The organism is Parageobacillus sp. G301, from assembly GCF_030268025.1.
Lineage (GTDB): Bacteria > Bacillota > Bacilli > Bacillales > Anoxybacillaceae > Parageobacillus_B > Parageobacillus_B toebii.
Genome location: NZ_BSDB01000001.1, coordinates 1,226,838 through 1,242,817, shown reverse-complemented (window position 1 = coordinate 1,242,817; position 15,980 = coordinate 1,226,838). Strand labels below are relative to the sequence as shown.

Here is a 15,980-nt window from a genome sequence, read left to right as displayed (position 1 = left end):
ATACTAGCGAATAAGGAAGAGGAATGATGGATAAGGAATTAATCAAAAAGATTATGAAATGTTACGATTATCCGCTTATTATTGCAGTGGTTATGCTTTCGCTATTTGGATTGATTATGGTATATAGTTCAAGCATGATTTCCGCCGTTATCCGCTTTGAAGTGCCAAGCGACTATTTTTATCAGCGGCAAAAGTTATGGCTCATTGTATCGTTTATTTGTTTTTTCGTTACGCTTATTGTCCCGTATAAAGTATGGGCGAATGAAAAATTGGTAAAAGTGATCTTTTTTGGATCGCCGCTGATGCTAACAGCAGTTGCTTTTCTAGGTCATACCGCAAATAACGCAACAAGCTGGTTTCGAATCGGGGCGTTAAGCTTGCAACCGGCGGAGCTTGTGAAACTGGGATTAATTGTTTACTTGGCAGCGGTATTTGCGAACAAACAAAAAAGGTTGGCGGAGCCTGTTAAAAGTAATTTATTTCCAATTTACTATACGTTATTTATTTGTTTTTTAATCGCCATTCAGCCTGATTTTGGTACGGCGATGATTGTAATGGCGATCGCTGCTTGTTTAATTTTTTCGTCAGGATTGAGACTTCGCTTATTGTTTAAGCAGTTGTTATTTTTTATCCTTGTTATTGCATTGGCGTCTCCAATTATTTTTCCTCTTTTCGGTGATAAAATTTTTTCAGAAGAGCGAATGTCACGGATTTATAGTTTTTTAGATCCGTTTAAATATGCCAATGACGAAGGTTTTCAGCTTGTTAATTCCTATTTAGCAATTGGATTAGGAGGAATAAAAGGATTAGGGCTGGGAAAAAGCATTCAAAAATATGGCTATTTGCCTGAGTCGCACACCGATTTTATTATGTCCATTATTGCCGAAGAACTAGGGCTTTTTGGGGTAGCATTTACATTAGGCCTTTTAGCTTTTATTGTGTTAAGAGGGTTATGGATTGCGAGAAAATGCAATGACGCGTTTGGCAGCCTTCTTGCGATCGGAATTTCTGCCATGATTGGCATTCAAACGTTTATTAATGTTGGTGGTGTGACAGGAGTGATACCAATTACTGGAGTTCCATTGCCGCTTGTTAGTTATGGAGGTTCCTCGCTCATGCTATTTATGACCTCCCTTGGAGTGCTTGTCAATGTATCGATGTTTACGAAATACGAACAAAGTTATAAACGAAAGGGAAAAAACGTGAAAAAATTGCAAGAAAGAGGTCTGACTTTTTAGAAAAGATATTTACAAAAAGGGAAAACCATTATAGTTTTATTAGAAAGGAGGAGAGGATAGACTATGAAAACGCGTCGAATTAACAAAGTACTTGTCGCAAACCGTGGGGAAATCGCCATTCGTGTCTTCCGTGCCTGCACAGAGCTAGGCATTCGCACCGTTGCTATTTACTCGAAGGAAGACACTGGCTCTTATCATCGTTATAAAGCGGATGAAGCATATTTAGTCGGCGAAGGAAAAAAACCGATTGAAGCGTATTTAGATATCGAAGGGATTATTGAAATTGCCAAAGCTCACGATGTCGATGCGATTCATCCGGGATATGGTTTTCTTTCGGAGAATATTCAATTTGCCAAACGATGCAGAGAAGAAGGAATTATTTTTATCGGTCCGAATGAAGAGCATTTAGATATGTTTGGCGATAAAGTGAAAGCACGCCATCAAGCGGAATTAGCAGGAATTCCAGTCATTCCGGGAAGCGATGGCCCGGTGCATAGTTTAGAAGAAGTGGTGCGTTTTGCAGAAACATATGGTTACCCGATTATTATTAAAGCTGCCTTAGGAGGCGGCGGCCGCGGAATGCGCATCGTTCGCTCTAAATCGGAAGTGAAAGAAGCGTACGAACGAGCAAAATCGGAAGCGAAAGCCGCATTTGGCAGCGATGACGTGTATGTGGAAAAACTAATTGAAAGACCAAAACATATTGAAGTGCAAATTTTAGGCGATTATGAAGGGAATATTGTCCATCTTTATGAACGTGACTGCTCTGTACAGCGCCGTCATCAAAAAGTGGTGGAAGTGGCGCCGAGCGTCTCGCTATCGGATGAATTGCGGCAGAGAATATGTGAAGCTGCGGTCAAACTCATGAAAAATGTAGGGTATGTGAACGCGGGAACGGTAGAGTTTCTCGTGTCTGGCAACGATTTTTATTTCATTGAAGTCAATCCGCGCATTCAAGTGGAACATACGATTACGGAAATGATCACCGGAATCGATATTGTTCAATCGCAAATTTTGATCGCCGATGGCTATTCGCTTCATAGCAAAGAAGTCGGCATTCCGAAACAAGAAGATATTCGCATTAACGGTTATGCGATTCAATCTCGTGTAACAACGGAAGATCCGCTTAACAATTTCATGCCAGATACAGGAAAGATTATGGCATATCGTTCCGGCGGCGGGTTTGGCGTGCGCCTAGACGCAGGCAACGGATTCCAAGGAGCAGTCATCACTCCGTATTACGACTCATTGCTTGTGAAAGTGTCTACATGGGCGCTGACGTTTGAACAAGCCGCGAGGAAAATGTTGCGAAATTTGCGGGAGTTCCGAATCCGTGGAATCAAAACAAATATTCCATTTTTAGAAAATGTCGTGCAACATCCAAAGTTTTTATCAGGAGAATATGATACATCGTTTATTGATACGACGCCGGAACTGTTTGTGTTCCCGCGCCGAAAAGACCGCGGTACAAAAATGCTGACATATATTGGTACCGTTACGGTAAACGGTTTTCCGGGCATCGGCAAAAAGAAAAAACCAGTTTTTGATAAGCCGCGCATTCCGAAAACAAGCTATAAAGAGCCAATTCCAAGCGGGACGAAACAAATTCTCGATGAACAAGGTGCAGAAGGGCTTGTTAAATGGATTAAGGAACAAGATCGCGTATTATTGACGGATACGACATTCCGCGACGCACATCAATCGCTGCTTGCAACGCGTGTGCGCACGATCGATTTGGTCCGTATTGCTGAGCCAACGGCGCGCTTATTGCCAAACTTATTCTCGCTAGAGATGTGGGGAGGAGCGACGTTTGACGTTGCTTACCGCTTTTTAAAAGAAGATCCGTGGGACCGCTTGTTAAAATTGCGGGAACGAATTCCAAATATTTTGTTCCAAATGCTATTGCGTTCTGCGAATGCGGTTGGATATAAAAACTATCCAGACAATGTGATTCGTGAATTTGTTGAAAAGTCAGCGCAAGCGGGAATTGATGTGTTCCGCATTTTTGACAGCTTAAACTGGGTAAAAGGAATGACGGTGGCCATTGACGCCGTTCGGCAAACAGGCAAAATCGCTGAAGCGGCCGTTTGTTATACAGGAGATATTTTAGATCCGAGCCGTCCGAAGTATAATCTTGATTATTATAAAGCAATCGCCAAAGAATTGGAGCAAGCGGGAGCACATATTTTGGCAATTAAAGATATGGCTGGCTTATTAAAGCCAGAAGCCGCTTATGTGCTTATTTCTGCTTTGAAAGAGACCGTTGATATTCCTATCCATCTTCATACACACGATACGAGCGGAAATGGCATTTATATGTATGCGAAGGCGATTGAAGCTGGAGTAGATATCGTTGACGTTGCGGTTAGCTCCATGGCAGGCTTAACTTCGCAGCCGAGCGCCAATACACTTTATTACGCTTTAGAAGGAACAAAACGCGCGCCGGAGATGAATATACAAGGACTTGAACAGCTATCTCGTTATTGGGAAGATGTGCGCAAATTTTACCAAGAGTTTGAAAGCGGCATGAACGCTCCGCATACAGAAGTGTATATGCACGAAATGCCTGGCGGTCAATATAGCAACTTGCAGCAACAAGCAAAAGCAGTTGGACTTGGCGACCGTTGGGACGAAGTGAAGGAAATGTATCGCCGTGTGAACGATATGTTTGGGGATATTGTCAAAGTAACTCCATCCTCAAAAGTTGTCGGTGATATGGCACTTTATATGGTACAAAATAATTTAACCGAACAAGACGTTTTTGAACGCGGCGAAACACTTGATTTTCCGGATTCTGTAGTTGAGTTTTTCGAGGGATATTTAGGACAACCATACGGAGGATTTCCAAAAGAATTGCAGCGCATTATTTTAAAAGGGCGTGAACCGATTACGGTTCGGCCTGGGGAATTACTAGAGCCGGTAGATTTTGAAAAATTAAGAGAAGAGTTATATCATGCGCTTGACCGTGAAGTGACGGATTTTGATGTGCTTGCTTATGCCCTTTATCCGAAAGTATTTTTAGAATATGCGGAAACGGTCAAAAAATATGGCGATATTTCTGTTCTTGATACGCCGACATTTCTGTATGGAATGCGTCTAGGAGAGGAAATCGAAGTTGAAATTGAAAAAGGAAAAACGCTCATTGTCAAACTAGTTTCCATTGGACAGCCGCAGGCGGATGGCACACGCGTCGTTTATTTTGAGTTGAACGGGCAACCGCGCGAGGTCATTATCCGCGATGAAAGCATTAAATCGGCGGTCGTGGAACGGATCAAAGCGGATCGTACGAATCCTAACCATATCGCTGCTACGATGCCGGGAACGGTAGTGAAAGTGTTAGTGGAAAAAGGTGAAAAAGTGAATAAAGGCGATCATTTAATGATTACAGAAGCGATGAAGATGGAAACAACTGTACAAGCACCATTTGCTGGGATTATTAAAGACATTTATGTAAAAAATGGAGATGCCATTCAGGCAGGAGACTTACTAATTGAATTAACAAAATAAATAAAAAGCGCTTGGGTGATTCCAAGCGCTTTTTTATTTGAGCAACATAGATGGAACGGTGTTTGTGCTGCGGCTTACCTCTTGCGCTTTTTGTTTATTATATTTGCTTCGTACAGCAAGCATCACTAAATAGCTAAGAACGCCGAATAAACAAGAAATAAAGAAGGCATGTGCCAAAGCAATATACAAATCCAATTGTGTCAATACGATCAGTGTTCCTGTTATCATTTGTAATAACACGAGGACGAGGGAAATGATCCATCCCCAGTAAACGACACGTTGATGTTTATAATATTTCACCGCCTGGATCGTTGCGATAGAAATCCAAATGATAATGAGCGCTGCGGCAAGGCGATGTCCCATTTGAACCCATTCGTGAAGCTGCACAGGGATAATGCGTGTTTTTGAGCAAATCGGCCAACTCGGACATGCTAAACTTGCATCCATATGGCGTACTAATGCCCCAGTATAGACAACGACATAACAGTAGATGATGATGCCGTAAATGTGGAATTTCATTTTTCGATCAAGCACTAATGACTGGGCGTCGAATTTTTTATCCACCTCAAAAATGAGCAATGTTAATAAAAAACAGCAGCAAATGAAATAAGAGAAATACCAAAATGCAATGCAAGCACAAAATCAGATTGTCCCCAAACGACAGCGGCAGCACCGATTAACCCTTGTAAAACAAGAAACACAAATGAAACGATTGCTAAAAATTTTGTTTCGCGAATATGCCCTATAGCACGCCATGCCCAAACGGATAAAATCAGCACCATCATGCCAGCCAAACCGGATACGAGCCGATGGCTTAATTCAATAACGAGTTCAGGGGTAATTTGCGAAGGGATTAGCTGACCGTGGCAAAGCGGCCATGACCGTCCGCACCCCATGCCGGATTCGGTTTTTGTTACGAGCGCCCCGCCGATGAGGACAAATAGCATTGCCAACGTTGTGACCGATGCAAACCATTTTAAAGAACGTTGCAAAATCTTCACCTTCTTATATTGAGAAATCATTATTTTGTCAATAATTTAGTAAAGTATACATTTATCTTACAAAAAAGAAATTGTAAGAGCAATTTCGCCAATATCATTTTACATGATGCCGAAAGAAAAACAAACTGATATTTACATATTGAATAAGTTCATTATGTTTGCTAGAAATATAATAGGATAAGCAATAAAAGCGTTTTCTCTTGATGGAGAGAATAATACGTTTTTTGTAATTCGAAAATTTGACACAAATTATTCAAAAAAAGTTCACATTATGTCATAAAAATGTGATTTAATATAAAGAGAAAATAGGTTTTTTTGTTCTAATGGAAGAAATACTTTCCTGCAATGATGATTTGCTATGTGTTATGATATGATGGAGATGAAGAAAAATTTGTTATATGGCACCGTCTATTATGTAATAAAAAGTTGACGGTGCGATAGGAGGAACGGGTGTATGGCTAATTTAAAAGCAATACATGAACAAACTGCTCATTCGGGTGAAGGCTCGCGTGCAAATATAAGATCCATTTGGAAAGAGTTTTCGTCGGTCGTGAAAATCGGAATTGTTAATTCGAATCTAATTACGACATTCACTGGATTATGGTTAGCTCTCTATTTTATGGGAGAAGGTTTTTTGGAAAATCTTCATATTGTATTTTTTACGCTGTTTGGTTCCGCACTTGTTATAGCTGGTTCGTGTAGCATCAATAATTTCATTGACCGTGACATCGACCAGTTTATGGAACGAACAAAAACGCGGCCGACAGTAACAGGGACAATGGAAGCGAAGCGAGTATTGTGGCTCGGAATTATATTCATAATAGTAGGGACGCTCAGCTTGTTAATGACAACGGTCACTGCTGCTATTGTTGGGTTAATTGGCGCTATTACTTATATATTTTTATATACAATGTGGTCAAAGCGAAACTATACATTGAACACAGTTGTCGGAAGCATTTCTGGCGCTGTCCCGCCGGTTATTGGTTGGACTGCGGTAGATCCGGATTTCCATGTCGTTCCTCTTGTTTTATTTTTGATTATGTTTATATGGCAGCCACCGCACTTTTTGGCATTGGCGATGAAACGATGCGAAGAGTATCGGGCGGCAGGCATCCCAATGCTTCCAGTCGTCCATGGTTTTGCGATGACAAAGCGGCAAATCGTTGTATGGGTTGCGTGCTTATTGCCACTGCCATTTTATTTGTTCTCATTAGGCGTGCCGTTTTTAACTGTTGCTACGTTGTTAAACGTAGGATGGCTTGCATTGGGACTTTATGGGTTTAAAATGAAAGACGACTTAAAGTGGGCAAAGTGGATGTTTATTTATTCCCTTAACTATTTGACGATTTTATTTGTAGCAATGGTTATCGCTACCCTTTGGTAAATGAATTTCGTTTAAAATTCTTTCCATAAAGAGAAAGAATTCATATAAAATTTTTTATTTCATCAATAGAAAGAGGGGTTTGATTAGGCTATGAAGAAATGGCTACGTAACTGGCGCTTATTTTCTCTTTTTAGCGTGATGGCGCTTCTGTTAGCTGGCTGCGGCAAGCCGTTTTTATCGACGCTTCAGCCGGCGGGTGAAGCAGCAGACACACAATTTTCACTGATGCTGCTTAGCACAGCCATTATGGTACTCGTTATTGTTGTTGTAACGATTATCTTTGTATACGTTGTCATTCGTTTCCGGCAACGTAAGGGTGAGGAAAACAAAATTCCAAAACAAGTAGAAGGAAATCATAAACTTGAAGTTCTTTGGACTGTTATTCCGATTATTCTTTTGCTTATTTTGGCAGTTCCGACGGTTGCTGCGACTTTTAAACTCGCAGACGTCAAACCGATGAACAAAGAAAAGCGCGATAAAGATACTCTTGTTGTCAATGTTCGCGCAAACCTTTACTGGTGGGAGTTTGAATATCCTGATTATGGCGTAATTACAAGCCAAGATTTAGTAGTTCCAACCGACGAGCGGGTATATTTTAACTTAAAAGCATCCGACGTAAAGCACTCGTTCTGGGTTCCTGCAGTTGGCGGGAAAATGGATACAAATACAGAAAACAAAAACCAATTTTGGCTAGAATTTGATCAAAAGGCAGCAGAAAAAGCAGGCGGCATTTTCTACGGAAAATGTGCAGAGCTTTGCGGCCCTTCCCATGCATTGATGGACTTCAAAGTAAAAGCAGTTCCTAGAGAAGAATTTGATCAATGGATTGAAAAAATGAAAAACGCGAAAAAACCAGTTGTGACAGATCCGGTTGCTAAGCAGGGAGAAGAAATTTTCAATAAAAGCTGTATTGGCTGTCACGCGGTTACTCCAATTGACAAACGTCCAGAACAAGCGCGTACAGCGCCAAACTTGGCCAACTTCGGCGATCGCGAGCGCATTGCCGGTATTTTAGAACATAATGAAGAAAACCTAAAGAAATGGCTAAAAGATCCTGAAAGTGTGAAACCTGGAAATAAAATGACAGGAACATATGGTAAATTAACGGATGAACAAATTGATGCTTTAACGAAATATTTAATGAGCCTAAAGGTTGAATAACAAGCGGGATTTCTATAAAAAAGGAGGTTTAAATCCGTGAGTACAGCAGCTCGTAAAAAGAGCCTAATATGGGATTACCTTACAACCGTTGACCATAAAAAAATTGCCATCCTTTACTTAATTGCCGGCGGTATTTTCTTCATCATGGGTGGTATCGAGGCTCTAATTATTCGTATTCAGCTTGCGGTGCCTAACAACGATTTTGTTAGCGCGGGTCTTTATAATGAAATGATTACGATGCATGGTACGACAATGATTTTCTTGGCAGCAACACCGTTATTATTCGCGTTGATGAATGCGGTTGTTCCGATTCAGATCGGTGCGCGTGACGTTGCGTTTCCGTTCTTAAACGCGTTAGGTTTTTGGTTATTCTTTTTCGGGGGACTTTTCCTAAACTGTTCTTGGTTTTTAGGCGGAGCTCCTGATGCGGGTTGGACGTCTTACGCTTCGCTATCATTGGAATCACCAGGACACGGAATTGACTTTTACTTATTAGGTTTGCAGGTTTCCGGTTTCGGTACATTAATTAGCGGTATTAACTTCCTAGTAACAATCGTTAATATGCGTGCCCCGGGCATGACATACATGCGTATGCCAATGTTTACTTGGGCAACATTCGTTGCTTCTGCGTTAATCTTATTTGCGTTCCCGCCATTAACGATTGGCTTGCTTTTACTGATGTTGGACCGATTATTTGGCGGTAACTTCTTCGATCCGGCGTTAGGCGGCAACACGATTATTTATGAACACTTATTCTGGATTTTCGGTCACCCAGAAGTATATATCCTAGTATTGCCGGCATTCGGTATTTTCTCTGAAATTATCTCGACTTTCTCTAAAAAACGTTTATTCGGATACTCTTCCATGGTATTTGCGATTGTATTAATCGGCTTTTTAGGATTCATGGTGTGGGCGCACCACATGTTTACAACTGGTATGGGACCAGTTGCGAACGCGATTTTTGCGGTTGCAACAATGGCCATTGCTGTTCCGACAGGTATTAAAATCTTTAACTGGTTATTCACGATGTGGGGAGGAAACATCCGCTTTACAACACCAATGTTGTATGCTATTGGGTTTATTCCTTCCTTCGTTATCGGTGGAGTAACCGGGGTTATGAACGCAACAGCACCAGCTGACTATCAATATCATGACAGCTATTTCGTTGTTGCTCACTTCCACTATGTCATTGTTGGTGGGGTAGTACTAGCTTTATTAGGAGGTACACATTATTGGTGGCCAAAAATGTTTGGTCGAATGTTAAATGAAACGCTTGGCAAAATTACATTCTGGCTATTCTTTATCGGCTTCCATTTAACGTTCTTTATTCAGCACTTCCTTGGCTTGATGGGTATGCCTCGCCGCGTATTTACATTCTTGCCGGGTCAAGGTTGGGAGACTGGAAACTTCATTAGTACAGTTGGTGCATTCTTTATGGCTGCCGGTACGATTGTTCTTTTAATTAATATTGTCATTTCAACAGTTAAAGGCAAGAAAGCTGAAGCGGATGCTTGGGGAGTCGGACGTACGCTTGAATGGGCGGTTTCCTCGCCAGCACCTGAATACAACTTTGCGCAAACTCCGCTTGTTCGCGGGTTAGATGCTTACTGGCTAGAAAAAATGGAAGGTAACAAAGGCTTAACTCCGGCGGAACCGCTTGGAGACATCCATATGCCAAATCCTTCATTCTTGCCGTTTGTCATTTCACTTGGGCTGTTTATCGCTTCATTCGGTTTCTTGTATCATAACGATTACTCTTGGGGCTTACCGGTAGCAATTCTTGGATTAGTGATTACCTTTGGTTCTATGTTCTTACGTTCTATCATTGATGATCATGGTTTCCACATTCATAAAGACGAAATTATCGAAGCAGAGAAAAAGGGGGTTAAGGCATAATGCACGTGGAAGAAAAATTAACGGCGGAAACATTCCCCGCATCCCCTGAAAGAGCCACCATCGAAGGGAAAAATAAGTTTTTAGGATTTTGGTTTTTCCTAGGGGGAGAGACAGTTCTTTTCGCCTCCCTCTTTGCCACTTTCATAGCTCTTAGAGACAAAACAGCTGGGGGACCGACATCTGAGGAATTGTTTCAAATGCCGCTCGTGTTTGTCGCTACAATGCTCTTATTAACAAGTAGCTTAACGAGCGTTTACGCCATCTATCACATGAAAAACTTTGACTTTAAGAAAATGATGCTTTGGTTTGGCGTTACTGTATTGTTAGGCCTCGGCTTCTTAGGATTAGAAATTTTCGAGTTCTATGAGTATGTACATGAAGGTTTAAAATATTCAACAAGCGCCTTCTCATCTGCTTTTTATACGCTAGTCGGTCTGCACGGCAGCCACGTTGCATTCGGTTTATCGTGGATTTTAACGCTTATGATCCGCAACGCGAAGCGTGGTTTGAACCTTTACAACGCGCCAAAGTTTTATGTGGCAAGTCTTTACTGGCACTTTATTGACGTCGTATGGGTATTCATTTTTACCGTTGTATACCTAATGGGAATGGTGGGGTGAATATATGGTGAATCAAACAAATTCCGGAAACGAGCGCGTTGATTTAGCATATCGCCGCAAAAAAAATGCGGAGGAAATGAAACACCAAGTTATTTCCTTTGTATTAATGATTTTGCTAACATTAATCTCGTTTGCTGCGGTCGGTTATGATAAATTTTCACATTGGTTTTCAATTCCATTTATTCTTCTTCTTGCCGTAGTACAAGTAGCATTTCAATTGTATTATTTCATGCATATGAGCCATAAAGGACATGAAATGCCAGCAGTGTTCATGTATGGCGGTGTATTTGTAGCCTTCTTGACTATTTGGGCGTTTTCAGTTATTGTTTGGTGGTAATAAAAAAAGGAAATCAGCGAAAGCTGATTTCCTTTTTTTAAACTATTTTTGACTCAATTTCGCTGTTTTGCATGATGCAAATAGGTTAATTGATAGCGCTTAACAATAGACAAACAATATGAGTGTAGTATAATGGAAGGAGAAAGATTGAGGTGATATGAGAATGGCATCGTTAAGCATGTTTGGTTTTGTCGCGTTATGGAGTCCTTATTTCCTTGCGTTTCTGTTGTTGATCACGTGTCTTTATTTTATGATCGTTGGGCCGTGGAGAACACGTTTTACAAAGGAAGGACCGCCGACGCGCAAGCAGAAAGCATATTTTGTCGCGGGGATCGTGTTGCTTTACATTTGTCAAGGTTCACCTATTGATTTGCTTGGGCATTTGATATTTAGCGCTCATATGATACAAATGGCAATATTAAGTTTTATAGTTCCACAATTACTTATTTTAGGAATACCAAATTGGCTGTTTGAGCGATTTTTCCAAATTCGACCATTAAAGGCGACAGTAACGTTTTTGACAAAGCCGTTTGTTGCGATTGTTTTGTTTAATGGCTTGTTTTCTTTTTATCACGTTCCATTTATTTTTGACTTAGTGAAAAGTAATGTGTTTTATCATACGGCAATGACCACGATGATTTTTATCGCTGCATGGATGATGTGGTGGCCTCTTCTTAATAAAATGCCGGGCTGGCAGTCTCTTAGCGGTCTCAAGAAGATAGGCTACATTTTTGCAGACGGCGTTTTATTGACTCCGGCGTGCGCCTTAATTATTTTCGCGGGGAAGCCGCTATATGCGACTTATTACGATCCGCAAATGTGGATGAAGTCGCTTGCTCTTTGCGTTCCTTCTGGGACATTAGCTTCTCTTGATTTAACAGGACCAGAGATGTTCTTTTCCGTTCCGCTTCTTTACGATCAGCAGCTTGGCGGAGTGCTAATGAAAATCATTCAAGAAATTGTTTATGGTACAGTGCTCTTTTTCGTCTTTATGGAATGGTACCGAAAAGAACAAGAAAAGGAAAAGTTGGAAACCATTGCATCCCCACAACCTTCTGAGTCGTAATGTTTTATCGAAACGTTTTGACAATCAATACTCATGAATAAACATAGAAAGGAATTGGATATGGAGTATTCATTGCCAATTTTACCGACCATTAGTACGAGCTGCATAGTCATTAGCGCAGCGTTAGTGGCGTATGGATGGTATTTAATACGTAAGAGAAACATGGCCGCCCATAAAAAGACAATGTTAACGGCGGCGGTGTTCGCTTTATTGTTTTTTATTATTTATTTATCGCGAACGATTTTTATCGGGAACACGAGTTTTGGCGGACCTGACAGTGCGAAAGTGTATTATACGATCTTTCTTGTGTTTCACATTATTTTGGCTACGGTTGGAGCAATTTTTGGCATTGTCACGCTTTGGACTGGTTTAAAAGACCATCGCGCCCGTCATAAGCGGCTCGGACCGATTACAAGCGTTATTTGGTTTTTTACAGCTGCAACCGGTGTCATTGTATATTTGCTTCTCTACGTATTTTATAAAGGCGGGGAAACAACATCAATGATTAAAGCTATTTTAGGTTTTTAAAACCCGACACGAAATTTGTCGGGTTTTTTTCTTAATACAAAAGTGGATAAAACACGTATACATATAAAACACATTATTGTTCGTATGAAGCTAAAGAGCAAGGAGGGAGAGGGGGAATGAAAACGGTCACCCGATTCCGGAAGTTAAGTGCAACGCAAGCGACCCTATTGACTATTGTGATGATGTGTTTGAAAGACTTAAACGAAATTGTCATTGATGATTGCGAAGTACATGTGGCCATTGTGGAAGATTTCCGCTGTACAATTACAGCGTCGGTAGTAATAAAATGGGGAGTACCGATTATTTCATTATGTGAGCAATTGCAAAAACATATTACAGAGGAAATTGAGGCAATGACACCGTTTACTGTCGATAAGGTCCATGTTGTTGTAAAACATCTGGCTATGTAATGAAAAAACGCATGAGATTTCCCTCATGCGTTTTTTTCGCATTTCGAATTAGTCTTGAATTTTGTCAAGTTCTTCTTTTATTTGTGATAAAATGGTTTGGCATTGATTTACCAATGAAGGAGGGAAATGTTCATCATCGCCGTATTCTACGCCATGAGGATAATAATATTTTCCTAAAATTGGAGGAAGTAACTTAATGAGTGCATAGCGGGAATCAACGTCTCCCTCAATGGCGTATCCTTGAACACGAAGATAGTAAATATCCCCCTTTATTTGAAATTTCCGATCGTATGTAACACGTTCATAATCCCATTGAGAAGCTCTAATAAATTTAAATTTTTCCATTAGATCATCTAAACGGGAAAGCTCCGCTGTTTGGTTTTCGATACCAGTATTTTCAAATTTCATATCTATTCCTCCTATCGACAAAGCCTAGTATACGCAAAAGAAAAATGCTCCTTCATCTATAATAGTATGAAAGCGGATGACTTTCAATCAATTGTTCATCATTTTGCGATATTTTCAATTTATGATAAATTTTTGTCCTCCATTCATTATTTTTTTTTATTTTGGTGAAACTAAAAGTCGGAAGGAGGCAAAATATGATGAAAAAATAATGATGGCTTTATTGCTTAGCACTGCTATATGGGGAACCGGCATTCCAAGTATTTCCCATGGCAAGGAGCAACTACATATATCGTTCGGCCAGGGGATACGTTATGGAAAATTTCTGTTCGTTATCAAGTTGGATTATCCGAGATTATTGAAGAAAAACCATAATTTCCCACCACCATTTAATTTATCCAGGGCAAAAAGTATATGTTCCTATTTTAGATAGTGTAAAACCATTGAAAATGAAGTTGTGCCACTTACTAATGAACAAAGAGCAAAATATGGGCTGGCGCCGCTAAAAATGGATTGGCAGTTAGCTTGGGTGGCGCGTTATAAATCAGCTGATATGCGCGATAAAAACTATTTCCAACATAATTCGCCAACATACGTTTCTCCGTTTACAATGATGGGAAATTTTGAAATTCAATATCGTATAACGGGAGAAAATATTGCGGCAGGCCAGCGTACTCCGCAAGAAGTAGTAAATTCATGGATGAACAGCCCAGGACATCGCGCCAATATTTTAAATAGAAATTTTACTCATACTGGTGTTGGCTATGCAAGAGGCGGTTCATATGGCCATTATTGGACACAAATGTTTATTGGAAAATAGCTAAATAAGGAGAGAAAGATCATGCAAACAGTGCGTGATGTGATGACAACCAATATAGAATACTGCACACCTGTTGATAACATATATGAAGTAGCGGTAAAAATGCGTGATTTAAACGTTGGAGCGATTCCGGTCGTTGATCGCGGACGGTTGATCGGGATGATTACAGACCGTGATTTAGTCGTACGCGGAATTGCTGAAAAACACCCCGGCTCTACCCAAGTGACGGAAATAATGAGCGATCAATTAATTACAGTAACTCCTGATACTTCGGTGCAGGAGGCTGCAGAACAAATGGCAGAACATCAAATCCGCCGTCTTCCTGTGGTGGAAAACGGTCGGCTAGTAGGAATCGTTTCACTTGGCGATCTCGCGACAAACCGTTATTCCGATGAAAGTGCTGGCCGAGCGTTAACGGAAATCTCTGAACATCATTCTCTACATTGAATAAATGGCTGGTATACGAATTCCCCTGGAAAGCAGGGGAATTCTTTTTTTACGTTTTGTTGCTATAGAAAAACGGCTATAATGGCAATAGGATATCTTTTTTCGGAAAGCGAGAGTTGCCGTGTGAAATGGTTTTTTCTTCTGTTATTGCTAATCATTGGATTTTATTATTTTGCGCCAAGTACACCACCGCTTAGCCCGCCTCAAGAAACAGAGCCGAAAGACTATATGGTAAAAGAACCGAAAGTCGAAAGTGGCATGCTTTCTATGATTGGAAAAACAGAAAGAGATGTAAAAAAGAAATTCGGCTCACCGACGCGAATTGATGCTTCCGCTTATGACTATGAATGGTGGATTTATAATCGGAGCGCAAGCACATACTTTCAAATCGGGATGATGGATGGCCGTGTTGTTACGGCATTTGTATGCGGAGAAAATGTGAATGTAAAACCATTTTACATCGGTCAGCCCCTTCAAGAAATATTTAAGACAATGCCTGTTTTATCCAATGTTGAAATAAAATTGAGGGCAGGAATGTATCGTTTTGAGCTGTCAGAACAAGATTACTCCTCTCGACCGATTGTCAAAGTTGGCAACGTCTATGCGCAATTATATGTGGATCGTTTTACCGGAAAGATTTCGAGCATTCGGCTTATGACTGGGGAAGTATTCGTAAAAATGAGGCCATATGAGCTTGTTTACCGTGGCAGCTTACCTAATTCAGCCCCTTTATCTTCCAAACAGCAACGAGAAGTAGAAATAGCGAATGCAAAACAAATTTTTGATATTACAAACGTTATTCGCCAACGTTATCGTGTTAAGCCACTTCGTTGGCATGAGGAAGCAGCAAAAGTTGCCTATATGCATAGTAAAGATATGAAGGATCATCACTTTTTCTCTCATAAATCTCCAAAAAATGGTGATTTAAAAGATCGGCTATTGGCTGCAAATATTAAATTTCAAATGGCGGGAGAAAATATTGCCGCACATCATATGGATGGTATTGAGGCGGTGGAAGGATGGCTAAACAGCAAAAGCCATCGCGAAACATTATTAAGCGAACAATTTACCTACCTTGGTGTTGGTGTTTCTGGTGATTATTATACTCAAGATTTTTTAAGGTTGTGGAAATAAAATAGCGATTTTGTCGATGGAAAGAA

The 15,980-nt window shown here is 40.6% G+C and carries 13 protein-coding genes and 2 pseudogenes; 13 read left to right on the top strand and 2 right to left on the bottom strand.

Annotation, left to right across the window (positions count from 1 at the left end):
• The first annotated feature begins 26 nt into the window (after positions 1-26).
• Positions 27-1,238, top strand: coding sequence for an FtsW/RodA/SpoVE family cell cycle protein (locus QSJ37_RS06265; protein WP_285754772.1), 1,212 nt, complete (start codon positions 27-29; stop codon positions 1,236-1,238).
• Positions 1,239-1,301: 63 nt separating this feature from the next.
• Positions 1,302-4,745, top strand: coding sequence for a pyruvate carboxylase (gene pyc / locus QSJ37_RS06260; protein ID WP_285754372.1), 3,444 nt, complete (start codon positions 1,302-1,304; stop codon positions 4,743-4,745).
• A gap of 33 nt (positions 4,746-4,778) precedes the next feature.
• On the opposite strand, the pseudogene QSJ37_RS06255 reads toward pyc, so the two are convergent.
• Positions 4,779-5,737: pseudogene (locus QSJ37_RS06255) on the bottom strand (COX15/CtaA family protein).
• Positions 5,738-6,200: 463 nt separating this feature from the next.
• Here QSJ37_RS06255 and cyoE point away from each other — a divergent pair.
• From cyoE to QSJ37_RS06215, 8 genes are all read left to right on the top strand, one after another.
• Entirely contained in the window at positions 6,201-7,130 is a 930-nt protein-coding gene (gene cyoE / locus QSJ37_RS06250) for a heme o synthase (RefSeq protein WP_285754371.1), read from the top strand.
• Positions 7,131-7,220: 90 nt separating this feature from the next.
• On the top strand, positions 7,221-8,291 hold the full coding sequence (coxB, locus tag QSJ37_RS06245; RefSeq protein ID WP_285754370.1) for a cytochrome c oxidase subunit II: 1,071 nt from the start codon (positions 7,221-7,223) through the stop codon (positions 8,289-8,291).
• Positions 8,292-8,327: 36 nt separating this feature from the next.
• Positions 8,328-10,187: a cytochrome c oxidase subunit I gene (gene ctaD, locus QSJ37_RS06240; protein WP_285754369.1), complete on the top strand. Its 1,860-nt coding sequence runs from the start codon at positions 8,328-8,330 to the stop codon at positions 10,185-10,187.
• Positions 10,187-10,807, top strand: a complete 621-nt coding sequence (locus QSJ37_RS06235) for a cytochrome (ubi)quinol oxidase subunit III (RefSeq protein WP_285754368.1) — start codon at positions 10,187-10,189, stop codon at positions 10,805-10,807. Before ctaD ends, QSJ37_RS06235 begins: the two co-directional genes overlap by 1 nt.
• A gap of 4 nt (positions 10,808-10,811) precedes the next feature.
• Complete coding sequence (gene ctaF / locus QSJ37_RS06230; RefSeq protein WP_285754367.1) at positions 10,812-11,144, top strand: cytochrome c oxidase subunit IVB; 333 nt, start codon at positions 10,812-10,814, stop codon at positions 11,142-11,144.
• Positions 11,145-11,307: 163 nt separating this feature from the next.
• The gene (gene ctaG, locus QSJ37_RS06225; RefSeq protein WP_285754366.1) at positions 11,308-12,210 is read left to right on the top strand and encodes a cytochrome c oxidase assembly factor CtaG; all 903 of its coding nucleotides are present in this window, start codon (positions 11,308-11,310) and stop codon (positions 12,208-12,210) included.
• Positions 12,211-12,270: 60 nt separating this feature from the next.
• Positions 12,271-12,738, top strand: a complete 468-nt coding sequence (locus tag QSJ37_RS06220) for a DUF420 domain-containing protein (protein ID WP_285754365.1) — start codon at positions 12,271-12,273, stop codon at positions 12,736-12,738.
• Positions 12,739-12,854: 116 nt separating this feature from the next.
• On the top strand, positions 12,855-13,148 hold the full coding sequence (locus QSJ37_RS06215) for an Asp23/Gls24 family envelope stress response protein (RefSeq protein ID WP_285754364.1): 294 nt from the start codon (positions 12,855-12,857) through the stop codon (positions 13,146-13,148).
• A 48-nt stretch (positions 13,149-13,196) separates the two neighbouring features.
• Here QSJ37_RS06215 and QSJ37_RS06210 read toward each other — a convergent pair whose 3' ends face one another.
• On the bottom strand, positions 13,197-13,556 hold the full coding sequence (locus tag QSJ37_RS06210) for a YugN family protein (protein ID WP_285754363.1): 360 nt from the start codon (positions 13,554-13,556) through the stop codon (positions 13,197-13,199).
• A 237-nt stretch (positions 13,557-13,793) separates the two neighbouring features.
• Between QSJ37_RS06210 and QSJ37_RS18045 the strand changes: the two are divergent.
• The 3 genes and pseudogenes from QSJ37_RS18045 (at position 13,794) to QSJ37_RS06195 (ending at position 15,954) form a co-directional block, all read left to right on the top strand.
• Positions 13,794-14,373, top strand: a pseudogene (locus QSJ37_RS18045) (CAP domain-containing protein).
• A 21-nt stretch (positions 14,374-14,394) separates the two neighbouring features.
• Positions 14,395-14,820, top strand: a complete 426-nt coding sequence (locus QSJ37_RS06200) for a CBS domain-containing protein (protein WP_285754362.1) — start codon at positions 14,395-14,397, stop codon at positions 14,818-14,820.
• 123 nt (positions 14,821-14,943) lie between these two features.
• Positions 14,944-15,954 (top strand): CAP domain-containing protein, encoded by a 1,011-nt coding sequence (locus tag QSJ37_RS06195; protein WP_285754361.1) that lies wholly within the window; start codon positions 14,944-14,946, stop codon positions 15,952-15,954.
• Positions 15,955-15,980 lie beyond the last annotated feature (26 nt).

What these genes read in the sequence shown, in the direction of transcription:
- QSJ37_RS06265 (WP_285754772.1), top strand. Translation starts at nt 27, where the DNA reads ATGGATAAGGAATTAATCAAAAAGATTATGAAATGTTACGATTATCCG.
- pyc (WP_285754372.1), top strand. Translation starts at nt 1,302, where the DNA reads ATGAAAACGCGTCGAATTAACAAAGTACTTGTCGCAAACCGTGGGGAA.
- cyoE (WP_285754371.1), top strand. Translation starts at nt 6,201, where the DNA reads ATGGCTAATTTAAAAGCAATACATGAACAAACTGCTCATTCGGGTGAA.
- coxB (WP_285754370.1), top strand. Translation starts at nt 7,221, where the DNA reads ATGAAGAAATGGCTACGTAACTGGCGCTTATTTTCTCTTTTTAGCGTG.
- QSJ37_RS06235 (WP_285754368.1), top strand. Translation starts at nt 10,187, where the DNA reads ATGCACGTGGAAGAAAAATTAACGGCGGAAACATTCCCCGCATCCCCT.
- ctaF (WP_285754367.1), top strand. Translation starts at nt 10,812, where the DNA reads ATGGTGAATCAAACAAATTCCGGAAACGAGCGCGTTGATTTAGCATAT.
- ctaG (WP_285754366.1), top strand. Translation starts at nt 11,308, where the DNA reads ATGGCATCGTTAAGCATGTTTGGTTTTGTCGCGTTATGGAGTCCTTAT.
- QSJ37_RS06220 (WP_285754365.1), top strand. Translation starts at nt 12,271, where the DNA reads ATGGAGTATTCATTGCCAATTTTACCGACCATTAGTACGAGCTGCATA.
- QSJ37_RS06215 (WP_285754364.1), top strand. Translation starts at nt 12,855, where the DNA reads ATGAAAACGGTCACCCGATTCCGGAAGTTAAGTGCAACGCAAGCGACC.
- QSJ37_RS06210 (WP_285754363.1), bottom strand. Translation starts at nt 13,556, where the DNA reads ATGAAATTTGAAAATACTGGTATCGAAAACCAAACAGCGGAGCTTTCC.
- QSJ37_RS06200 (WP_285754362.1), top strand. Translation starts at nt 14,395, where the DNA reads ATGCAAACAGTGCGTGATGTGATGACAACCAATATAGAATACTGCACA.